This window comes from Agrobacterium leguminum (genome assembly GCF_005144435.2).
Lineage (GTDB): Bacteria > Pseudomonadota > Alphaproteobacteria > Rhizobiales > Rhizobiaceae > Agrobacterium > Agrobacterium leguminum.
Genome location: NZ_CP120211.1, coordinates 2,356,850 through 2,371,605, shown reverse-complemented (window position 1 = coordinate 2,371,605; position 14,756 = coordinate 2,356,850). Strand labels below are relative to the sequence as shown.

10 protein-coding genes are annotated in these 14,756 nt (G+C 56.7%); 8 read left to right on the top strand and 2 right to left on the bottom strand.

Going from position 1 to position 14,756, the window contains the following annotated elements:
- Positions 1 to 273 precede the first annotated feature (273 nt).
- The 3 genes from CFBP4996_RS11465 (at position 274) to CFBP4996_RS11455 (ending at position 5,030) form a co-directional block, all read left to right on the top strand.
- Positions 274 to 2,067, top strand: coding sequence for an ATP-dependent nuclease (locus tag CFBP4996_RS11465; protein ID WP_080850780.1), 1,794 nt, complete (start codon positions 274 to 276; stop codon positions 2,065 to 2,067).
- On the top strand, positions 2,060 to 3,850 hold the full coding sequence (locus tag CFBP4996_RS11460; RefSeq protein ID WP_080850781.1) for an ATP-dependent helicase: 1,791 nt from the start codon (positions 2,060 to 2,062) through the stop codon (positions 3,848 to 3,850). The genes CFBP4996_RS11465 and CFBP4996_RS11460 overlap by 8 nt, the downstream gene beginning before the upstream one ends.
- Positions 3,851 to 4,004: 154 nt before the next feature.
- Positions 4,005 to 5,030: a putative phage abortive infection protein gene (locus CFBP4996_RS11455; protein WP_080853078.1), complete on the top strand. Its 1,026-nt coding sequence runs from the start codon at positions 4,005 to 4,007 to the stop codon at positions 5,028 to 5,030.
- A 65-nt stretch (positions 5,031 to 5,095) separates the two neighbouring features.
- Here CFBP4996_RS11455 and CFBP4996_RS11450 read toward each other — a convergent pair whose 3' ends face one another.
- Together CFBP4996_RS11450 and CFBP4996_RS11445 are read right to left on the bottom strand one after the other, a co-directional pair.
- Positions 5,096 to 6,256, bottom strand: coding sequence for a M20 metallopeptidase family protein (locus CFBP4996_RS11450; RefSeq protein ID WP_233282811.1), 1,161 nt, complete (start codon positions 6,254 to 6,256; stop codon positions 5,096 to 5,098).
- Positions 6,257 to 6,382: 126 nt separating this feature from the next.
- Positions 6,383 to 7,276 carry a LysR family transcriptional regulator gene (locus CFBP4996_RS11445; RefSeq protein WP_162935804.1) on the bottom strand — a complete coding sequence of 298 codons (894 nt, stop codon included), beginning with the start codon at positions 7,274 to 7,276 and terminating at the stop codon, positions 6,383 to 6,385.
- A gap of 192 nt (positions 7,277 to 7,468) precedes the next feature.
- Between CFBP4996_RS11445 and CFBP4996_RS11440 the strand changes: the two genes are divergently transcribed.
- The 5 genes from CFBP4996_RS11440 (at position 7,469) to CFBP4996_RS11420 (ending at position 14,569) form a co-directional block, all read left to right on the top strand.
- On the top strand, positions 7,469 to 9,064 hold the full coding sequence (locus CFBP4996_RS11440; RefSeq protein WP_080850783.1) for an ABC transporter substrate-binding protein: 1,596 nt from the start codon (positions 7,469 to 7,471) through the stop codon (positions 9,062 to 9,064).
- Between the two features lie 176 nt (positions 9,065 to 9,240).
- The gene (locus CFBP4996_RS11435) at positions 9,241 to 10,629 is read left to right on the top strand and encodes an MmgE/PrpD family protein (RefSeq protein WP_080850784.1); all 1,389 of its coding nucleotides are present in this window, start codon (positions 9,241 to 9,243) and stop codon (positions 10,627 to 10,629) included.
- A gap of 174 nt (positions 10,630 to 10,803) precedes the next feature.
- Positions 10,804 to 11,784 (top strand): ABC transporter permease, encoded by a 981-nt coding sequence (locus tag CFBP4996_RS11430; RefSeq protein WP_080850785.1) that lies wholly within the window; start codon positions 10,804 to 10,806, stop codon positions 11,782 to 11,784.
- Positions 11,785 to 11,885: 101 nt separating this feature from the next.
- Positions 11,886 to 12,707 (top strand): ABC transporter permease, encoded by an 822-nt coding sequence (locus tag CFBP4996_RS11425; RefSeq protein ID WP_233282830.1) that lies wholly within the window; start codon positions 11,886 to 11,888, stop codon positions 12,705 to 12,707.
- Entirely contained in the window at positions 12,707 to 14,569 is a 1,863-nt protein-coding gene (locus CFBP4996_RS11420) for an ABC transporter ATP-binding protein (protein WP_080850787.1), read from the top strand. Before CFBP4996_RS11425 ends, CFBP4996_RS11420 begins: the two co-directional genes overlap by 1 nt.
- Positions 14,570 to 14,756 lie beyond the last annotated feature (187 nt).

The following is a 14,756-nucleotide window of genomic DNA, read 5'->3' as shown; positions in this document are numbered from 1 at the left end:
CCAGTTTTCAGACGAGCATGCTGTGTGCGTGAGAGTATGGCAACAGGCGCGCCGCCTAAATTAGCGCGGTTGGAAGGGGTGTTTTGCGCCCGCGTGTCGGCTATAGATCGCATTATAGCCGCTTCCCAGGAGCGGACATCGGCTGGAATCGTTCACAGCCGAATCCATCCGTTACTGTGCCTGTAGGAGTATTAAAAGTAACGTCGTTGCTTACGGACAACCTAGCCTAGAATCAGGTATCGTTTCTGAATATCTCATCTCGCGGGACAGCCGATGTACCTTTCAAGAATTACAGTAGATAATTTCAGGAACTTCCGGTGCCTCGATGTCTCGCTGGCTGGCAACGTCGTCATCGTCGGTGAGAACCGGGTCGGCAAGTCGAACTTGCTCTATGGCCTCCGTCTGATATTCGACCCATCGCTGCCAGACAGCGCTCGAGAGCTGTCTCTCGGCGACTTCTGGGACGGGCTTGAAGAACTTGACGAAGAAAGTCGAATCCTGGTGTCCGTCGAGATAAGGGAATTCGATGATGACCCGGATGTCCTCGCTGTGCTGACGGACTACCGTGTGCCCGGAAGCCCGGACACGGTGGCACTGACGTACGAATATAGGGCGCGCCCCGGACTCGGCCGGACTCCAACGAGCGAGAGGGACTTCCAGTTTTCGTGCTACGGCGGGAGAGATCCGACACGAAAATTCGGTTATGATGTGCGAAGCAGGATTTCCATGGATGTCCTTCCGGCTCTTAGGGATGCGGAAGGAGACCTAGCTGTCTGGAGGCGCTCTCCCCTCAGACCGCTGATCGAGACAGCCTTTGGTGCAATCGACCGTGACGAGTTGCAGGAAGTCGCCCACCAGATCGCTGCCGCAACCTCTAGTCTAATGAAGTTCGAGCCGGTCTCCAAACTTGAGGAGGCCATAGCGACGTCGTTCCGGACCATGAGTGGGGAGCGGCAGGACGTCGAGCCGACGCTCGGCTTCTCCGCCACCGATGCTTCGAAGCTCCATCGCCAAATCAGGCTGCTGATTGACTCCGGGCAGAGGGCTGTTTCCGACGCGAGCCTTGGTTCGGCGAATCTCATCTTCCTGACGCTGAAGACTATGGAACTGCGCAACCTCATTGTAGGGGACAAGCGCGACCATTCCCTTCTCGTTATAGAGGAACCCGAAGCGCATTTGCATCCCCACCTGCAAAGACTCGTCTATCGAAGCCTGTTCGAAGATGCGAGCAGGCCGGATGAGGACGGCGAAAATCCTCCGCTGTCAATCATCATGACGACGCACTCGCCGCACATCGCGAGCATTGCTCCGGTGACATCGATCGTCCTGCTGCGCGAGGACGGCGACGAGACAGTCGGCTGTTCAACAGCTTCCCTGGATCTGTCCACCGACGAGGCGGACGATTTACAGCGCTACCTGGATTTCACGCGCGCCGAAATTTTGTTCGCTCGCGGTGTCATCCTCGTCGAAGGCGATGCGGAACGCTTTCTAGTTCCAAGGTTCGCGGAGGAACTCGCAGCCGATCTGGACGGTTTGGGTATCACGATCTGCTCGGTCGCCGGCACGAACTTCACGCCCTACGCAAAGTTTCTTGAAGCGTTGAAAATCCCGTTTTCCATAATCACTGATTTCGACCCTGATGGTGATCGGGGGCAGAAGCGGACAGTCGCGTTGTCCCGGCTCTTAGATGGAATGCGTACCAAGAAGTACGACAAAGAATATTTCGACGAGCTCATGGAGACTGATGACTGGCCTCGCTTCGATGAAAGCATCGAAGAGTTCGGGGTCTTCACCAACGGCGATACGCTCGAGATGGATCTCTTCAAGGGCGCCTTCATGGCGTCCATCATCGAGGGCCTCAGGGAGGGCAACTTTGGCAAGGAACGAACGGCACGCATCGACGCCTGGGAAAAAGACCCCACGACAGTCAACCGGAAGCAGCTACTCGCTATGATGGAGGAGATCGGTAAAGGTCGCTTTGCACAGCGCATGGCAGCCCGTATTGGCGGTCTCGAAGTACCAGGTTACATCTCGCGTGCGATCAACTACGTGGTCGACCGTGTCTAGCAGCGCACTTTATCTCGACGCCGCGGAGGAACTAAGGCCGAACAACGCCCAGTGGCAGGCCTATGAGTCCACCGGGCACTGCGTCGTTCTCGCAGGCCCCGGAAGTGGCAAGACCAAGGCCCTGACGATCAAGCTTGCCCGCATCCTCGCCGAGGATGTGAAGGCTCCGCGTGGCGTCGCCTGCATCACCTACAACAACGAGTGTGCGCGGGAACTGGAGGACCGGCTCGGCGCGCTTGGGGTCGAACCGGAAAAGCGTGTATTCGTCGGCACCGTCCACTCCTTTTCTCTGACGCAGATTCTGATCCCATATGCCGAGTTCCTAGACGTCGGACTCCCTTCCCGCTTCCAGATCGCAAACGCTCAGCAAAAGAGAGTGGCGATGGCCAAGGCTCACCGCGACGTGATTGGCGGTGCCGGCAATCCGGAGGATTTTCGGTTCGGCATGGATCTCCACCGTCGCACTTACTTGGATAGAACCAAGCCGATATGGACAGAAGCCAACCCCCAACGAGCCGCGCTCGCAACGTCCTACGAGGAGTATCTGCGCGAAGCTGGCTTAATCGACTTCGAGGACATGCCCCTTCTTGCGCTGCGTGCCCTCATCAAGAATCCATGGTTGCGCGATGCGTTGCTTGCCAAATTCCCTGTTTTCGCTGTCGACGAGTATCAGGATCTTGGAACCGCACTTCACTCAATGGTGCTCGGACTTTGCTTTCGAACTGGAATACGTCTGCTGGCGGTGGGCGATCCCGATCAATCAATCTACGGGTTCACCGGGGCGAGACCCGAGTTGCTGCAGCAGCTTTCGCAGCGTGAAGACGTGGAGACGGTGCGATTGGCGCTGAACTACCGAAGTGGAACCCGGATCGTTGCGGTTTCGGAATATGCTCTTGGAGAGGTTCGCGGTTATCAGGCGGCAGAAGGTGCCGCGGAAGGCACGGTCTACTTCCACCCGCTTGTTGGCAGCTACGAAGACCACGCAGCCTGGCTGTTTTCAACCTTTCTTCCAGAAGTGGAGGCGAGAAATCCCGGCCTACAGCGCGGTAATATTGCTATCCTCTATGCGGCGGCGTTCATGGGCGATGCCGTTGCCGAGGCGGCTGCTGACCATGGCTGGGCGCTTGTTCGCGCTGATGCGAATGCCCTTTATTCCAGGTCGAACAGATTGATGCGATGGATCGAACGCTGCGCTGCATGGTGTTGTGGCGGATGGGAGGTCGGCGAGCCGCGTTGGTCAAGGATTCTCGGCGAAGGTAGGCGCATGTTCTCCGAGACGATCTTGTCCGATCAGGATTGGTGGGAGTTCAAGCGGGCCCTGCTTGCCTTCACGTGGTCGTCGCGGTCTAGTACCCTTCACCTTTCCGCTTGGCTGCGGGCCATCGACGCTGCAATCGTGCAACGGTTTGCGAACGGTTGCAGATCTCTGTCCGACGACGTGGCCGCGATGAGATCCCTCATAGATCGGCTTGAACAGGACCAGGGATTGTTGGGCATGACACTTGGGCAGTTCTCGGGAGCTGGCGAAGGAAACGATCGCATTAATCTCAGCACCTTGCACAGCTCGAAGGGCCGAGAGTTCGATGTCGTAGTGATGTTCGGTATCGACGAAGGCCGGATCCCTCGATCCAATCCGACACCAAGGGACATCATCGAACAGCGTCGTCTTTTCTACGTGGGATTCACTCGCGCACGCTCGGAGGTTCACCTAACATTCTCGTCCACCCGCCCATCGAGATTCGTCCTCGAAGTAGATGAGCGCATTCAGGCGGAGAATAATTAAGTGTCAGAGATCGATCGATTGCTCCCATGCGATCCTGCCTAGTGGCGAACGGCAGACAGTAAGTGTCAATCCCCTTTGCAAGGGAAGCGCGTGCAGAGGAAAATCCGTCCGAGGCGGCAGTCGCAGAAATTCGGAGTACACAATGAGGGAACTAATGCAGAAATATGTGACTGCTTTCAGGGGGCATTTCGACCAATTCATAGGGGTCGAAAAGGCTCAGAAAAGTCCCACTGGACTGTTTTACCTTTTCATCATCGCGATAACTATATCGCTTTCCATTTTTCTAATGGCAATCGCAGTCGAAGCCTTCGGAAAGGATCTTGGAACCTTCGGCGATTTCATTGGGGGCACGTTGAACCCCGTCCTAACGTTCTTAACGTTCATGGGTCTGCTTATTACCATTGTTTTGCAGCAAACCGAATTGCGCGAATCTCGTATGGAGCTTGGCCGATCGGCAACGGCTCTCGAAAGCCAGCTCGCCGCCACCGATCGACAGAATTTCGAGTCAACCTTTTTCCAGATGCTCACGCTGCACAACACAATCGTAAACTCGATTGATCTCTATTATGGCGGGCGGGAGCGCGCCATGGGCCTCGACATCAACAAGGCGGCACGAGAAACCAAGGGCCGTGATTGTTTCGAGCAGTTCTTCCGCAATTTCGAGGCCGCTTATGCTCAAGCGGTGGGGCTCCCCGATCGCGATCGCCTGCAGCAGGCCTACGATAGCTTCTGGAGCGACCGACAGCAGGACCTCGCGCACTATTACCGATATCTGTACAACGTCCTCAGGTTTGTCCACGAGGCTAAGGGCATTAAGGACAGGGGGCCTTACGTAAAACTTTTGAGAGCACAGCTTTCCGATTATGAGCTCGTTATGCTGTTCTACACGGCCCTGAACAAACACGGTATCAACTACTGGCTATACATTCATGAGTACCAGTTGTTTGATAATCTTCCCGAAGGGATGCTCATCGAGGGCAATCACCGCGCATTCTATTCTGAAAGGTCATTTGGTGAACCTAAACGAACACCACCTGCTGAATGGCCTCCCGCGATCCTTGCTTTCCACTTCGATGCGGACAGAGAGAAAAAGAAGCAACGGGCGGCGGCAGGCTTTCCCGAGGTCGAAGAACCGACGTCTGACGAAATTCTGGAGGCGGAATTAAAGCGCGACCTCTAGGTCGCGCGCAATCCTGCTGCAGAAGGTCAATGCTTTCGTACAAGATCGCGCTGCGAAGCGTGAAACTAGGCCGCTTGAAGCCGACTGGCAGCGATCGCGACAAACATGCCGCCGGCGATCGGCAAGATATGATCGCGGAAATCATATTTTGGATCGTGCAGATACGCGCTGTCCTCGCCGTTGCCGACAAAAAAGAAGCACCCTGGAACTTGTTCGAGATAAAATGCGAAGTCCTCGGCGCCCATCGTCGGAAGTACCTCGATAGTCCCGGCGCGATCCTTGCCGAAAGTGTCGATAGCAATCCGCACAACCATGTCGGTTTCCGCTGCGCCGTTTACCACTGATGGGATTCGCATAGTTTGCTCTACACCTGCTTGCGCACCGTGGGCAGCGCAGATATTCTCGATCACTCGCCTCATCTCGCGATCGAGCAACATAAAAACGTCAGGCGAGCCGTCGCGTAAGCTTATCTTGAGCTTGACGGCGGTCGGTATAACATTTCCGCCGCTATTGCCTTCAAAACTGGTCACCGTTAGTACGCCGGACTCAAGAGGCGACAATCGCCTCGAGATAAGGCTTTGCAACCCCTGCACTACCGCGGACCCAACGAAAATTGGATCGATTGCCAAGTCCGGGCGTGCCGCATGCCCGCCATGGCCGGTCACGGTGACTTCATAGCGCGTGCTGCCCCCCATCGCAGGACCAGCTTTCGCGAAAACGCGGCCAAGTGGAAAGCCGGGCCGATTGTGGAAGCCATATATGCCTTCAACGCCGTCGAGGGCGCCGCCGGCGATCATGCCGACCGCTCCGAGTCCACCCTCTTCTGCAGGCTGAAATAGCAGCTTGACCCGACCAGAGAGATGGTCGTGCTCCTCGGCGAGTTTGCGGGCAGCTAGAAGCAAACTGGCCGTGTGGCCGTCATGCCCGCATGCATGCATCTTTCCACTGTTTCGCGACGCGTAAGGAAGCCCTGTCTGCTCCTCGATCGGCAGTGCATCCATATCAGCGCGGAACGCTATGGTCGGCCCAGGCCGACCAGTATCCAGGACGCCAACAACTCCTGTCGTAGCGATGCCTTCGGTCACGTCATAACCGAGTGTCCGGAGCCGGCTAGCCACCAAATCTGCAGTCCCAAACTCTTCGTAACGTAACTCAGGATTGGCGTGCAGATGCTGCCTTGTCTCCACAGCCTCGTCGATAGACGCCTTCGAAAATACTGACACCATGTTTCCTGAAACCCTCTGGCTGATCCGTGTTGGTCTCCATGGTAACTTGCAGGAACAGATGCCACAATTATCAATAACTGCATCCATCATTGCCAAAATAGCAACTAATCACAATCGTGATGTAGATCAGTCTCCGCTCCGAAGTGCACTGACGACCAACTCAAGAAACTCCCGGGCCGCGGAGGGAAGCGTTCGCCTTTCCATGACAATGACGTGAATCACCGATTGCGTGATCCCGTCGTCATGGATGGGTACGACCATGAGCCCTTCGGCATAGGCCTCGTCCTCCTTGCGAGATGAACTCAACACGATGGCCCCAGAGCTTTTCGCAAACTGCCTCATGGCCGAGACCGAATTGCTTGAGAGAACCGGCTCAATGGAGATGGCGTGCATTGCAAAGGCGGTGTCAATCATCTGCCGCTGAGTTCTCGACTTGTTCGGCAGGGCGAGGGGATATCGTGCTACGTCCTTCAACGACACGCTTGATCGTGTTGCAAGCGGATGCTTCATAGGAACGACGATACTTACCTGTCGGCGGCTGACATGTACGACCTCGACACCACGGGGTGCCGGATGATTGAAGATCACTCCGATATCCGTTTCACCATCCTTTACTTGCCGCGAAATCTCGAAAGAATCGCCCAGCCACAGATCGAAAGTCACTTGCGGATGAGCGCTCCGAAACTCGGTCATCAGGCTTGGCAACGGATCAAGGGCAAAGCCGTCAAAGGCCGCTATCCGCACATGCCCTCGATGTGGCCCACGCAACTCATTGATTTCGTGGATAGTACGAGCTGCTTCCAATTCCGATCTCCGGGCATGGGCTACGAAGATTTCACCTGCCGCGCTCGGAACCATGCCGCGAGAGCGCCTTTCAAACAGCTCGACACCGAGCTGCTCTTCGATCTTTACGATCTGACGGCTGATTGCTGACCCGGCAACGTTCAGCCGAGAAGCTGCTTCGGCAATTGATCCATACCGGGCTACGGCCAAGACGTACTTCATAGTAATGGGTTGCATTGTTACCTCCATTCATTGCCAAATTGGCAATGGCTTCTGCGAAATTCGATAATTGTAGCACTTCATCGGAATTGGTATCAATGGACAGGGAACAAAACCGATCGTGAGAACAGAAATCAGGGACGTGCGATAGCTTCCGGAAGAGGGGCGCACAGACGGACCTGTTCTTGCCAACCAAAAGGGAGAACCAGAATGCAAGAATTTATCTCTAGCCGTCGCGCAGTACTGAAATACGGTTTGGGAGTTGCGGCCGCGCTTCCGCTGCTAGGCGCCGCCCGAACTGCATTTGCTCAAAATACAACGCTTCGGATTGCCTTATCGGGTCCTCCGACGTCGCTCGACCCGCATCTCTACAACGCAATTCCCAACAACGCGTTGGCGCGGCACATTTTTGATCCGCTCGTACTGACGGACGAGAAGGTTAAGTCCATCCCTGGCCTTGCTAGTTCGTGGCGCGAAGTTGATGCCACCCACTGGGAGTTTGACCTTCGGCAGGATGCCAAGTTCAGCGATGGATCGCCGCTAACCGGTGAAGATATCGTGGCGTCGATCGAGCGTGCGTCGAGCATTTCGAGCCCAGGCAACTTCCAGATCTACACGCGCTCGATCAAGTCGATTACGCCCGACGGCAACAAATTGCTCATCGAAACCACGCGTCGGGACCCATTGCTCCCAAACTCGTTCAGCCGGATCGGAATTATCAAAGCTCAGTTCAGGAACGCCACGACAGCCGATTTCAACAATAGATCGGCCGCTATCGGCACAGGCCCTTTCATAATTGCTGACTATGTGCCGGGTGACCGCATCAACCTGGTCCGGAACGATAGCTACTGGGGCCCAAAGCCGGCCTTCGAGCGCGTTGAAATGAAGATCGTATCCGACGATGCGGCACGCATTGCGGCTTTGCTGTCAGGCGACTACGACCTCGTGGAGGATTTGCCCCACACCGGGATTGAACGTGTGGAAGCGTCGCCCGACCTTCAAGTCATTCGCGGCATGTCAGGTCGGCTCATCTATCTGGCAATGGACCAGCACAGCGAGATATCTCCCTTTGTTAAGGACAAGGCCGGTCAACCGCTTAAGTCGAACCCCTTTAAAGACCTGCGAGTGCGCAAAGCGCTCTCGCTGGCGATCAACCGTGAAGCGATCGTTAAGCAGGTAATGGCTGGCGAGGCGGAGGTGGCGTCGCAATTTCTGCCAGTCGGGCAGCCGGGAACGTCACCGGATATTGAGTCCGATCGCTACGATACCAAAGCGGCACAAGCGTTGCTCGCGGAGGCGGGATATCCCGACGGCTTCCGATTGACGCTTCATGGTCCGAACGACCGCTACATCAACGATGCAAAGATCGTCCAGGCGGTAGCACAAATGTTTTCTCGCATCGGTATCGCGACGGCCGTAGAGGTAATGCCGTGGTCCGTCTATTCAAAGCGCAACAATAGCGCCGAGTTCAGTGTATCTTTGTCCTCGTGGGGAACCAATACAGGGGAGACGTCGAACCCTTTGTCGGCTACTATCGCCACAACGAACGCTGAAAAAGGATTTGGTGGATCCAACCCTGGCCGCTATTCGAATCCGGGCGTCGATGAGAACCTCGAAAAAGCGGCGGCTGCCAAGAACGACACTGAGCGTTACGCCATACTTGCCGAGACGTCCAAGATTGCTTTTGAGGACAAAGCGATCCTCCCGCTCCATCGTGAAGGAATCGTGGTCGGCGCCAGAAAGACCATTCAGTACACCCCACGATCAGACCAGTTTATCTCGGTCGCGGGTGCCAAACCCATCTAGGCCCCCAGGCTCATGGTCCAGCCTCCGCGTTGCTGCCGAACATAAAGCGGTAGCAACGCGGTGAAGTCACTATCTGGACAGTTGCGCTCTGCAATGGCGCGCGGGTCGCGAGGCTAAAAGCGGCACAGGGCAGCTATGTACACGTCAAGTAAGCGAAGAACAAAAGGAGACGCCACTTGTCTCAAAAGAACGCCGGGGCGACTGAAGCCCTAGGCCACTGGACCGCCTTGACTTCGGGCCAATGGCAACCCGGTGATCTGGTCGCCGCCGGCCAACTCCTGATCGACACCATCGCATGCATCGCGAGCGGAGGTTCATTGCGCCAAACAGCCAAAGTGCTCAAACCCTACCAGGGACGCGGCCCTGCCCGCATCGTCGGCACGAACCACACCGCCAGCAACGAGGCCGCTGCGCTGGTCATGGGAACCTGGGGCCATTGGGAAGAACTGGACGAAATGCACTACGGTGCGGGTTTGCACGCAGCGGTCGGGACCGTACCCGCACTCCTGGCGATCTGCCAGGGACGGAACGCAACTAGCCGCGATCTGCTGGACGCCCTCATCGTGGGCGTGGAGGTCAACACCCAGATAGGCATCGCCATGGGGCTGGCTCACGTCAACAAGGGTTGGCATTCCACGCAGTCCATCGGAATCTTCGGAGCGACGGCCGCTTGCGCCCGTCTACTGCGCCTCAGCCCAGAGGCTTGCGTCAACGCCTTGGCCCTCGCGGCATCGATGGCTGCCGGTCCTAAAGGCCAGTTCGGTACGGAGGCGAAGCCGTTCCATGCTGGTGTGGCGGCGCAGGGCGCAGTCAACGCGGTCTATCTGGCTCAGGCCGGTCTCCAGGCCAGCTGTACCATCCTCGAAAAGAAAGACGGCTTCGGCGAGTTGTACGGTGGAGCACAGCCTCCGGATTGGACACTCATAGACCTGCCCGCGGACGGTGCGTCGACGGCCATCAGCGGTTCAGGGCTGGCAATCAAGTGGCACGCAAACTGCGGCAGCACCCATCGCGCAGTGGACGCGGTGCACGACCTCCTGCTGGAGCACGACATCTCCGTCGATATGGTGACCCGCGTCGAAACGTTTGTCGGCATGACCAACACGGTGAACTTGAAATACCCCGACCCCAAGACACCCAAGGAAGCCCAGTTCTCCATGAATTGGGCGGTGGCTCGCGCGTTGCGCGGTAGCCACCAGCAGCTCACTCCGAACGATTTCACAGAAGAGGCGCTAGCGGATGCACCGGCGCGGGCCCTCGCGCGCCTGGTGTCGATGAACCTCTTGGAAGACTGGGAGGACGAGAGGATGACAAATAGGCTGGCGCACAAGGTGGTCATCCACCTAGCCGACGGGCGCAGTCTCGCCAGGGACATGCTCTGGCCTCGGGGTACGCTCGGCCTCAATGCGCTCACGGACGAAGAACTGAACGCAAAGATCATGTCCTGCATGGCCTCGGCCCCCGATGGTACCGTGGCTGCGGTCAGAGCGATCCTGGCCGATCCAAACGGATCGGCGGACGAGCTCATGGCAGTGCTCAGCTACAAACCGATAGGATGGGCCTAAGCTTGGCATGCAGCAGCCTCGACATCGGAGACGAAGCTCTCGGCGCCGGGCCATAAAATAATCCACAGAGTTGCTTGGGCGGCGTGCCTGCCCGCAACCCAACCGCATGGCTATCGCGGTTTGACTTTGAAAGGCTCCCAAAGAGAGCCGCATCAACAACGGAGGTGAACGCTTATGTTCCTTTGGCTCAGCAGACGGTTGTTTCAGGCGATCCTTGTGATGTTCGCCATGACAGTCATCGTTTTTATTGGCGTTAATGTCATCGGCAACCCGATCGACATTCTCGTCCCGCCGGATGCCAACCAGGCAGAACGGTTGCGCGTCATCCAGTCCCTGGGGCTGGATCAACCGCTCTACGTTCAGTATTTCGAGTTTCTGAAAGGGGCACTGCAAGGCGACCTCGGCAACAGCTACGTCTATAACCAGCCCGCATTGCAGGTCATTCTCGATCGGTTACCCGCAACGCTGGAGCTGGCGATCAGCGCCATGGTTATTTCAGTGGCGGTCGGGATTCCTCTCGGCCTTTACGCCGGGTTGCGTTCGGATGGCTGGCTGGCAAAAACCTTGATGGCTGGCAGCATCATCGGCTTTTCGCTTCCTACCTTCTGGATCGGCCTGATGCTTATCATGGTTTTCGCCGTGCAGCTCGGCTGGCTGCCTTCGAGCGGTCGTGGTGATACTGTCGAAGTTTTCGGTATCGGCTGGTCGTTCCTGACGATGGATGGTCTGCGCCATTTGTTGCTTCCCGCGCTCAATCTTTCGCTATTCAAGACCGCTCTGGTCATGCGACTGACCCGTGCTGGCGTGCATGAGGTGTTACCGCAGGATTACATCCGGTATGCCCGCGCACGGGGCCTGAGCGAAAAGCGTGTCGTCGGCGTGCATGTACTCAAGAACATCATGATCCCGGTTGTCACCGTCATTGGCCTGGAATTTGGCTCAGTCATCGCATTCTCGGTGGTAACGGAAAGCATCTTCGCCTGGCCCGGCATGGGCAAGCTGATCATCGACAGCATCAACGTTCTCGATCGTCCAATCATGGTTGCGTACCTGATGATGATTGTTCTCGTCTTCGTATGCATCAATCTCGTCGTTGATCTTATCTACACGCTCCTTGATCCGCGTGTCCGTCTCAGCGCGAAAGGAAGCGCATAATGTCCACTGTTTACGAACCCGAAACAGGCCCGGTCATCATTGCCGCCGCCGATCAGCCCTGGAAGCGCTTTGCCCGTGATTTCAGGAAATCGACGGTTGCCATGACGGCTCTGGCCGTGCTGGCCGCGATCGTGCTGATTGCCGTTTTCGCGCCACTAATTGCGCCGCAGAACCCCTACGACCTGATGCAGCTCGACATCATGGACGGACTGATGCCTCCCGGAACGGTCTCGACGAGCGGTGGGTATACCTATCTGCTTGGTTCGGACGATCAGGGCCGCGACATGCTGTCCGGCATCATGTACGGCCTGCGCATCTCGTTGATGATCGGCGTCGTTTCGGCACTCGTTGCCGCACTCGTTGGGGCTTCCCTTGGCCTGTTCGCCGCCTATGCTGGCGGGCGTACCGAAAGCGTCATCATGCGCATCGTCGATTTGCAGCTTTCGTTCCCCTCTATTCTCGTCGCACTGATGATCCTTGCTTTTCTTGGCAAGGGTGTCGGCAACGTGGTGCTTGCGCTTATCATCGTGGAATGGGCAACATATGCCCGCACCGCTCGGGGTACCGCGCTGGTGGAAAGCCGCCGCGAATACATTGAAGCCGCGTCCTGCCTTGGCGTTCCTGTATATCGGATTATTTTCCGCCACCTGCTACCCAATTGTCTGCCGCCACTGATCGTGATTGCAACCGTGCAGATCGCCCGGGCCATTGCGCTGGAAGCCACGCTTTCCTTCCTCGGCCTTGGCGTACCCGTCACGGAACCAAGCCTCGGTCTGCTCATCTCTAACGGCTATCAATACATGCTCTCGGGACAGTTCTGGATGAGCTTCTATCCCGGTATCGCCCTATTGATCACGATCGTTGCCATCAATCTCGTCGGCGATCAGCTTCGTGACGTATTCAATCCGAAAGGTCGAGCATAATGTCCGCTCAGGCACAGCTTACAATCCAGGAAAACAAACCCCTCGCATCCATTGAGGGAATGAAGACATCGTTTTTGGTCAATGGTTCATGGAATCCGGTTGTCAGGAATATTTCCTTCGACATTGGCCATGGCGAGACGGTTGCAGTCGTCGGCGAATCTGGTTCGGGAAAGAGCGTCACGGCTATGTCCATCATGCGGCTCCTGCCGCAGGCGACCAGTCGTATAGAAGGCGCGGTCAATTTTGAAGGCCGCAACCTTCTTGCGCTTTCCAACGAGGAAATGCGCCGGATCAGAGGCAACGAAATTGCCATGATCTTTCAGGAAACCAGCCTCAATCCGGTCTACACGGTTGGTTTCCACATGATCGAGACATTGCGCCAGCATCGTAACATTTCGCATCAAGAAGCCCGCCGGGAAGCCATCCAGTTGCTTGAGAAAGTGCGCATTCCGTCTGCCGAAAAACGCCTCGACGAATATGCCCACCAGTTTTCCGGCGGAATGCGTCAGCGTGTGATGATCGCCATCGCGCTTGCGTGCAAGCCTAAGCTCTTGATCGCCGACGAGCCGACGACGGCCCTGGATGTCACCATTCAGGCCCAGATCCTGGAACTCATCAAGGAGTTGCAGGATGAGGAGGGCATGGCGGTGATGTTCATCACCCACGACATGGGTGTAGTGGCTGAAATTGCTGATCGAACCGTCGTCATGTACCTGGGTGATGCAGTTGAGCAAGGAAAAACCGCGCAGATATTCAACGCATCGAAGCATCCTTACACGAAAGCGCTTCTATCCGCGGTGCCACGGCTTGGCGAAATGGGCGCACGCGCACTGCCGATGCGCTTTCCCATAGTCAACAAGAAGACGGGCGAAATGGCCCCGCTTCCCGAAACGCCAGATACAGTGAGCAAGGCGCCGCAGCCACTGCTACGCGTTAGGAACCTCGTGAAAAGGTTCGATATTCATGGTGGCTCGCTCGGCGGTTTGACGGGCCGCGTTCATGCGGTCGAGAATGTCTCTTTCGATCTTCGTGAAGGCGAAACGCTTTCTCTGGTGGGTGAGTCCGGCTGTGGTAAATCTACTACCGGCCGCTCGGTCATGCGTCTCATCGAACCAACTGCTGGATCCGTGATGGTCGGCGATGCCGATATGGCGAAACTCGCCAAATCCCAGCTTCGCGATATGCGCAAGCGTATGCAGATGATTTTTCAGGACCCCGTATCGAGCCTCAATTCCCGTATGACGATCGGTGAGGCTATTGCCGAACCTTTCCTCGTGCACAAGTTGGGCAACCGCAGGCAGGCACGTGAAAAGGCGGCCAATCTGCTGGAGCGCGTGGGCCTTCGCGCCGATATGGCAAACCGTTATCCGCACGAATTTTCCGGCGGACAGCGTCAACGCATCAGCATTGCCCGTGCTCTGATCCTCGATCCCAAGCTCATTGTTGCAGACGAATCTGTCTCCGCGCTTGATGTCTCGGTGAAAGCGCAGGTCATCAATTTGATGCTCGATTTGCAGCAGAGCATGGGGCTGGCCTACCTGTTCATCTCTCACGACATGGCGGTGGTCGAGCGCGTTAGCCACCGGGTTGCTGTCATGTATCTGGGAGAGATCGTGGAAATCGGCCCGCGTGCGGCTATCTTCGAAAATCCGCAGCATCCCTACACGCAAAAGCTAATCGCCGCCGTTCCGGTCGCCGACCCGGATCGACGAACAGCCCGCCGCGGTGTTTCCAACGACGAAATCAAAAGTCCGGTGCGCCCGGTCGACTTCGTTGTGCCGCAGCGCCAATATGAGGAGGTCTCTCCGGGGCATTTTGTTCAAATTTGGGCGAATCTGGATCGTTACGGTGGAGAAACATAGGTTTCAAGGATAGTGTGTTGATTTGCGCTGAGAACTGACGCGGGATAGGCGCCTGGGCAGGCGTGGCGTCTCGAGATTTTTGCTCGAGCGGAACGTCGGTGATGGCCGAGTTAGCGTGAATGACGAAATCCATTGCCCGTGGATGGCGAAAGCAGCCCGTGCTTCGCATACTGCTATCCACCGTGAC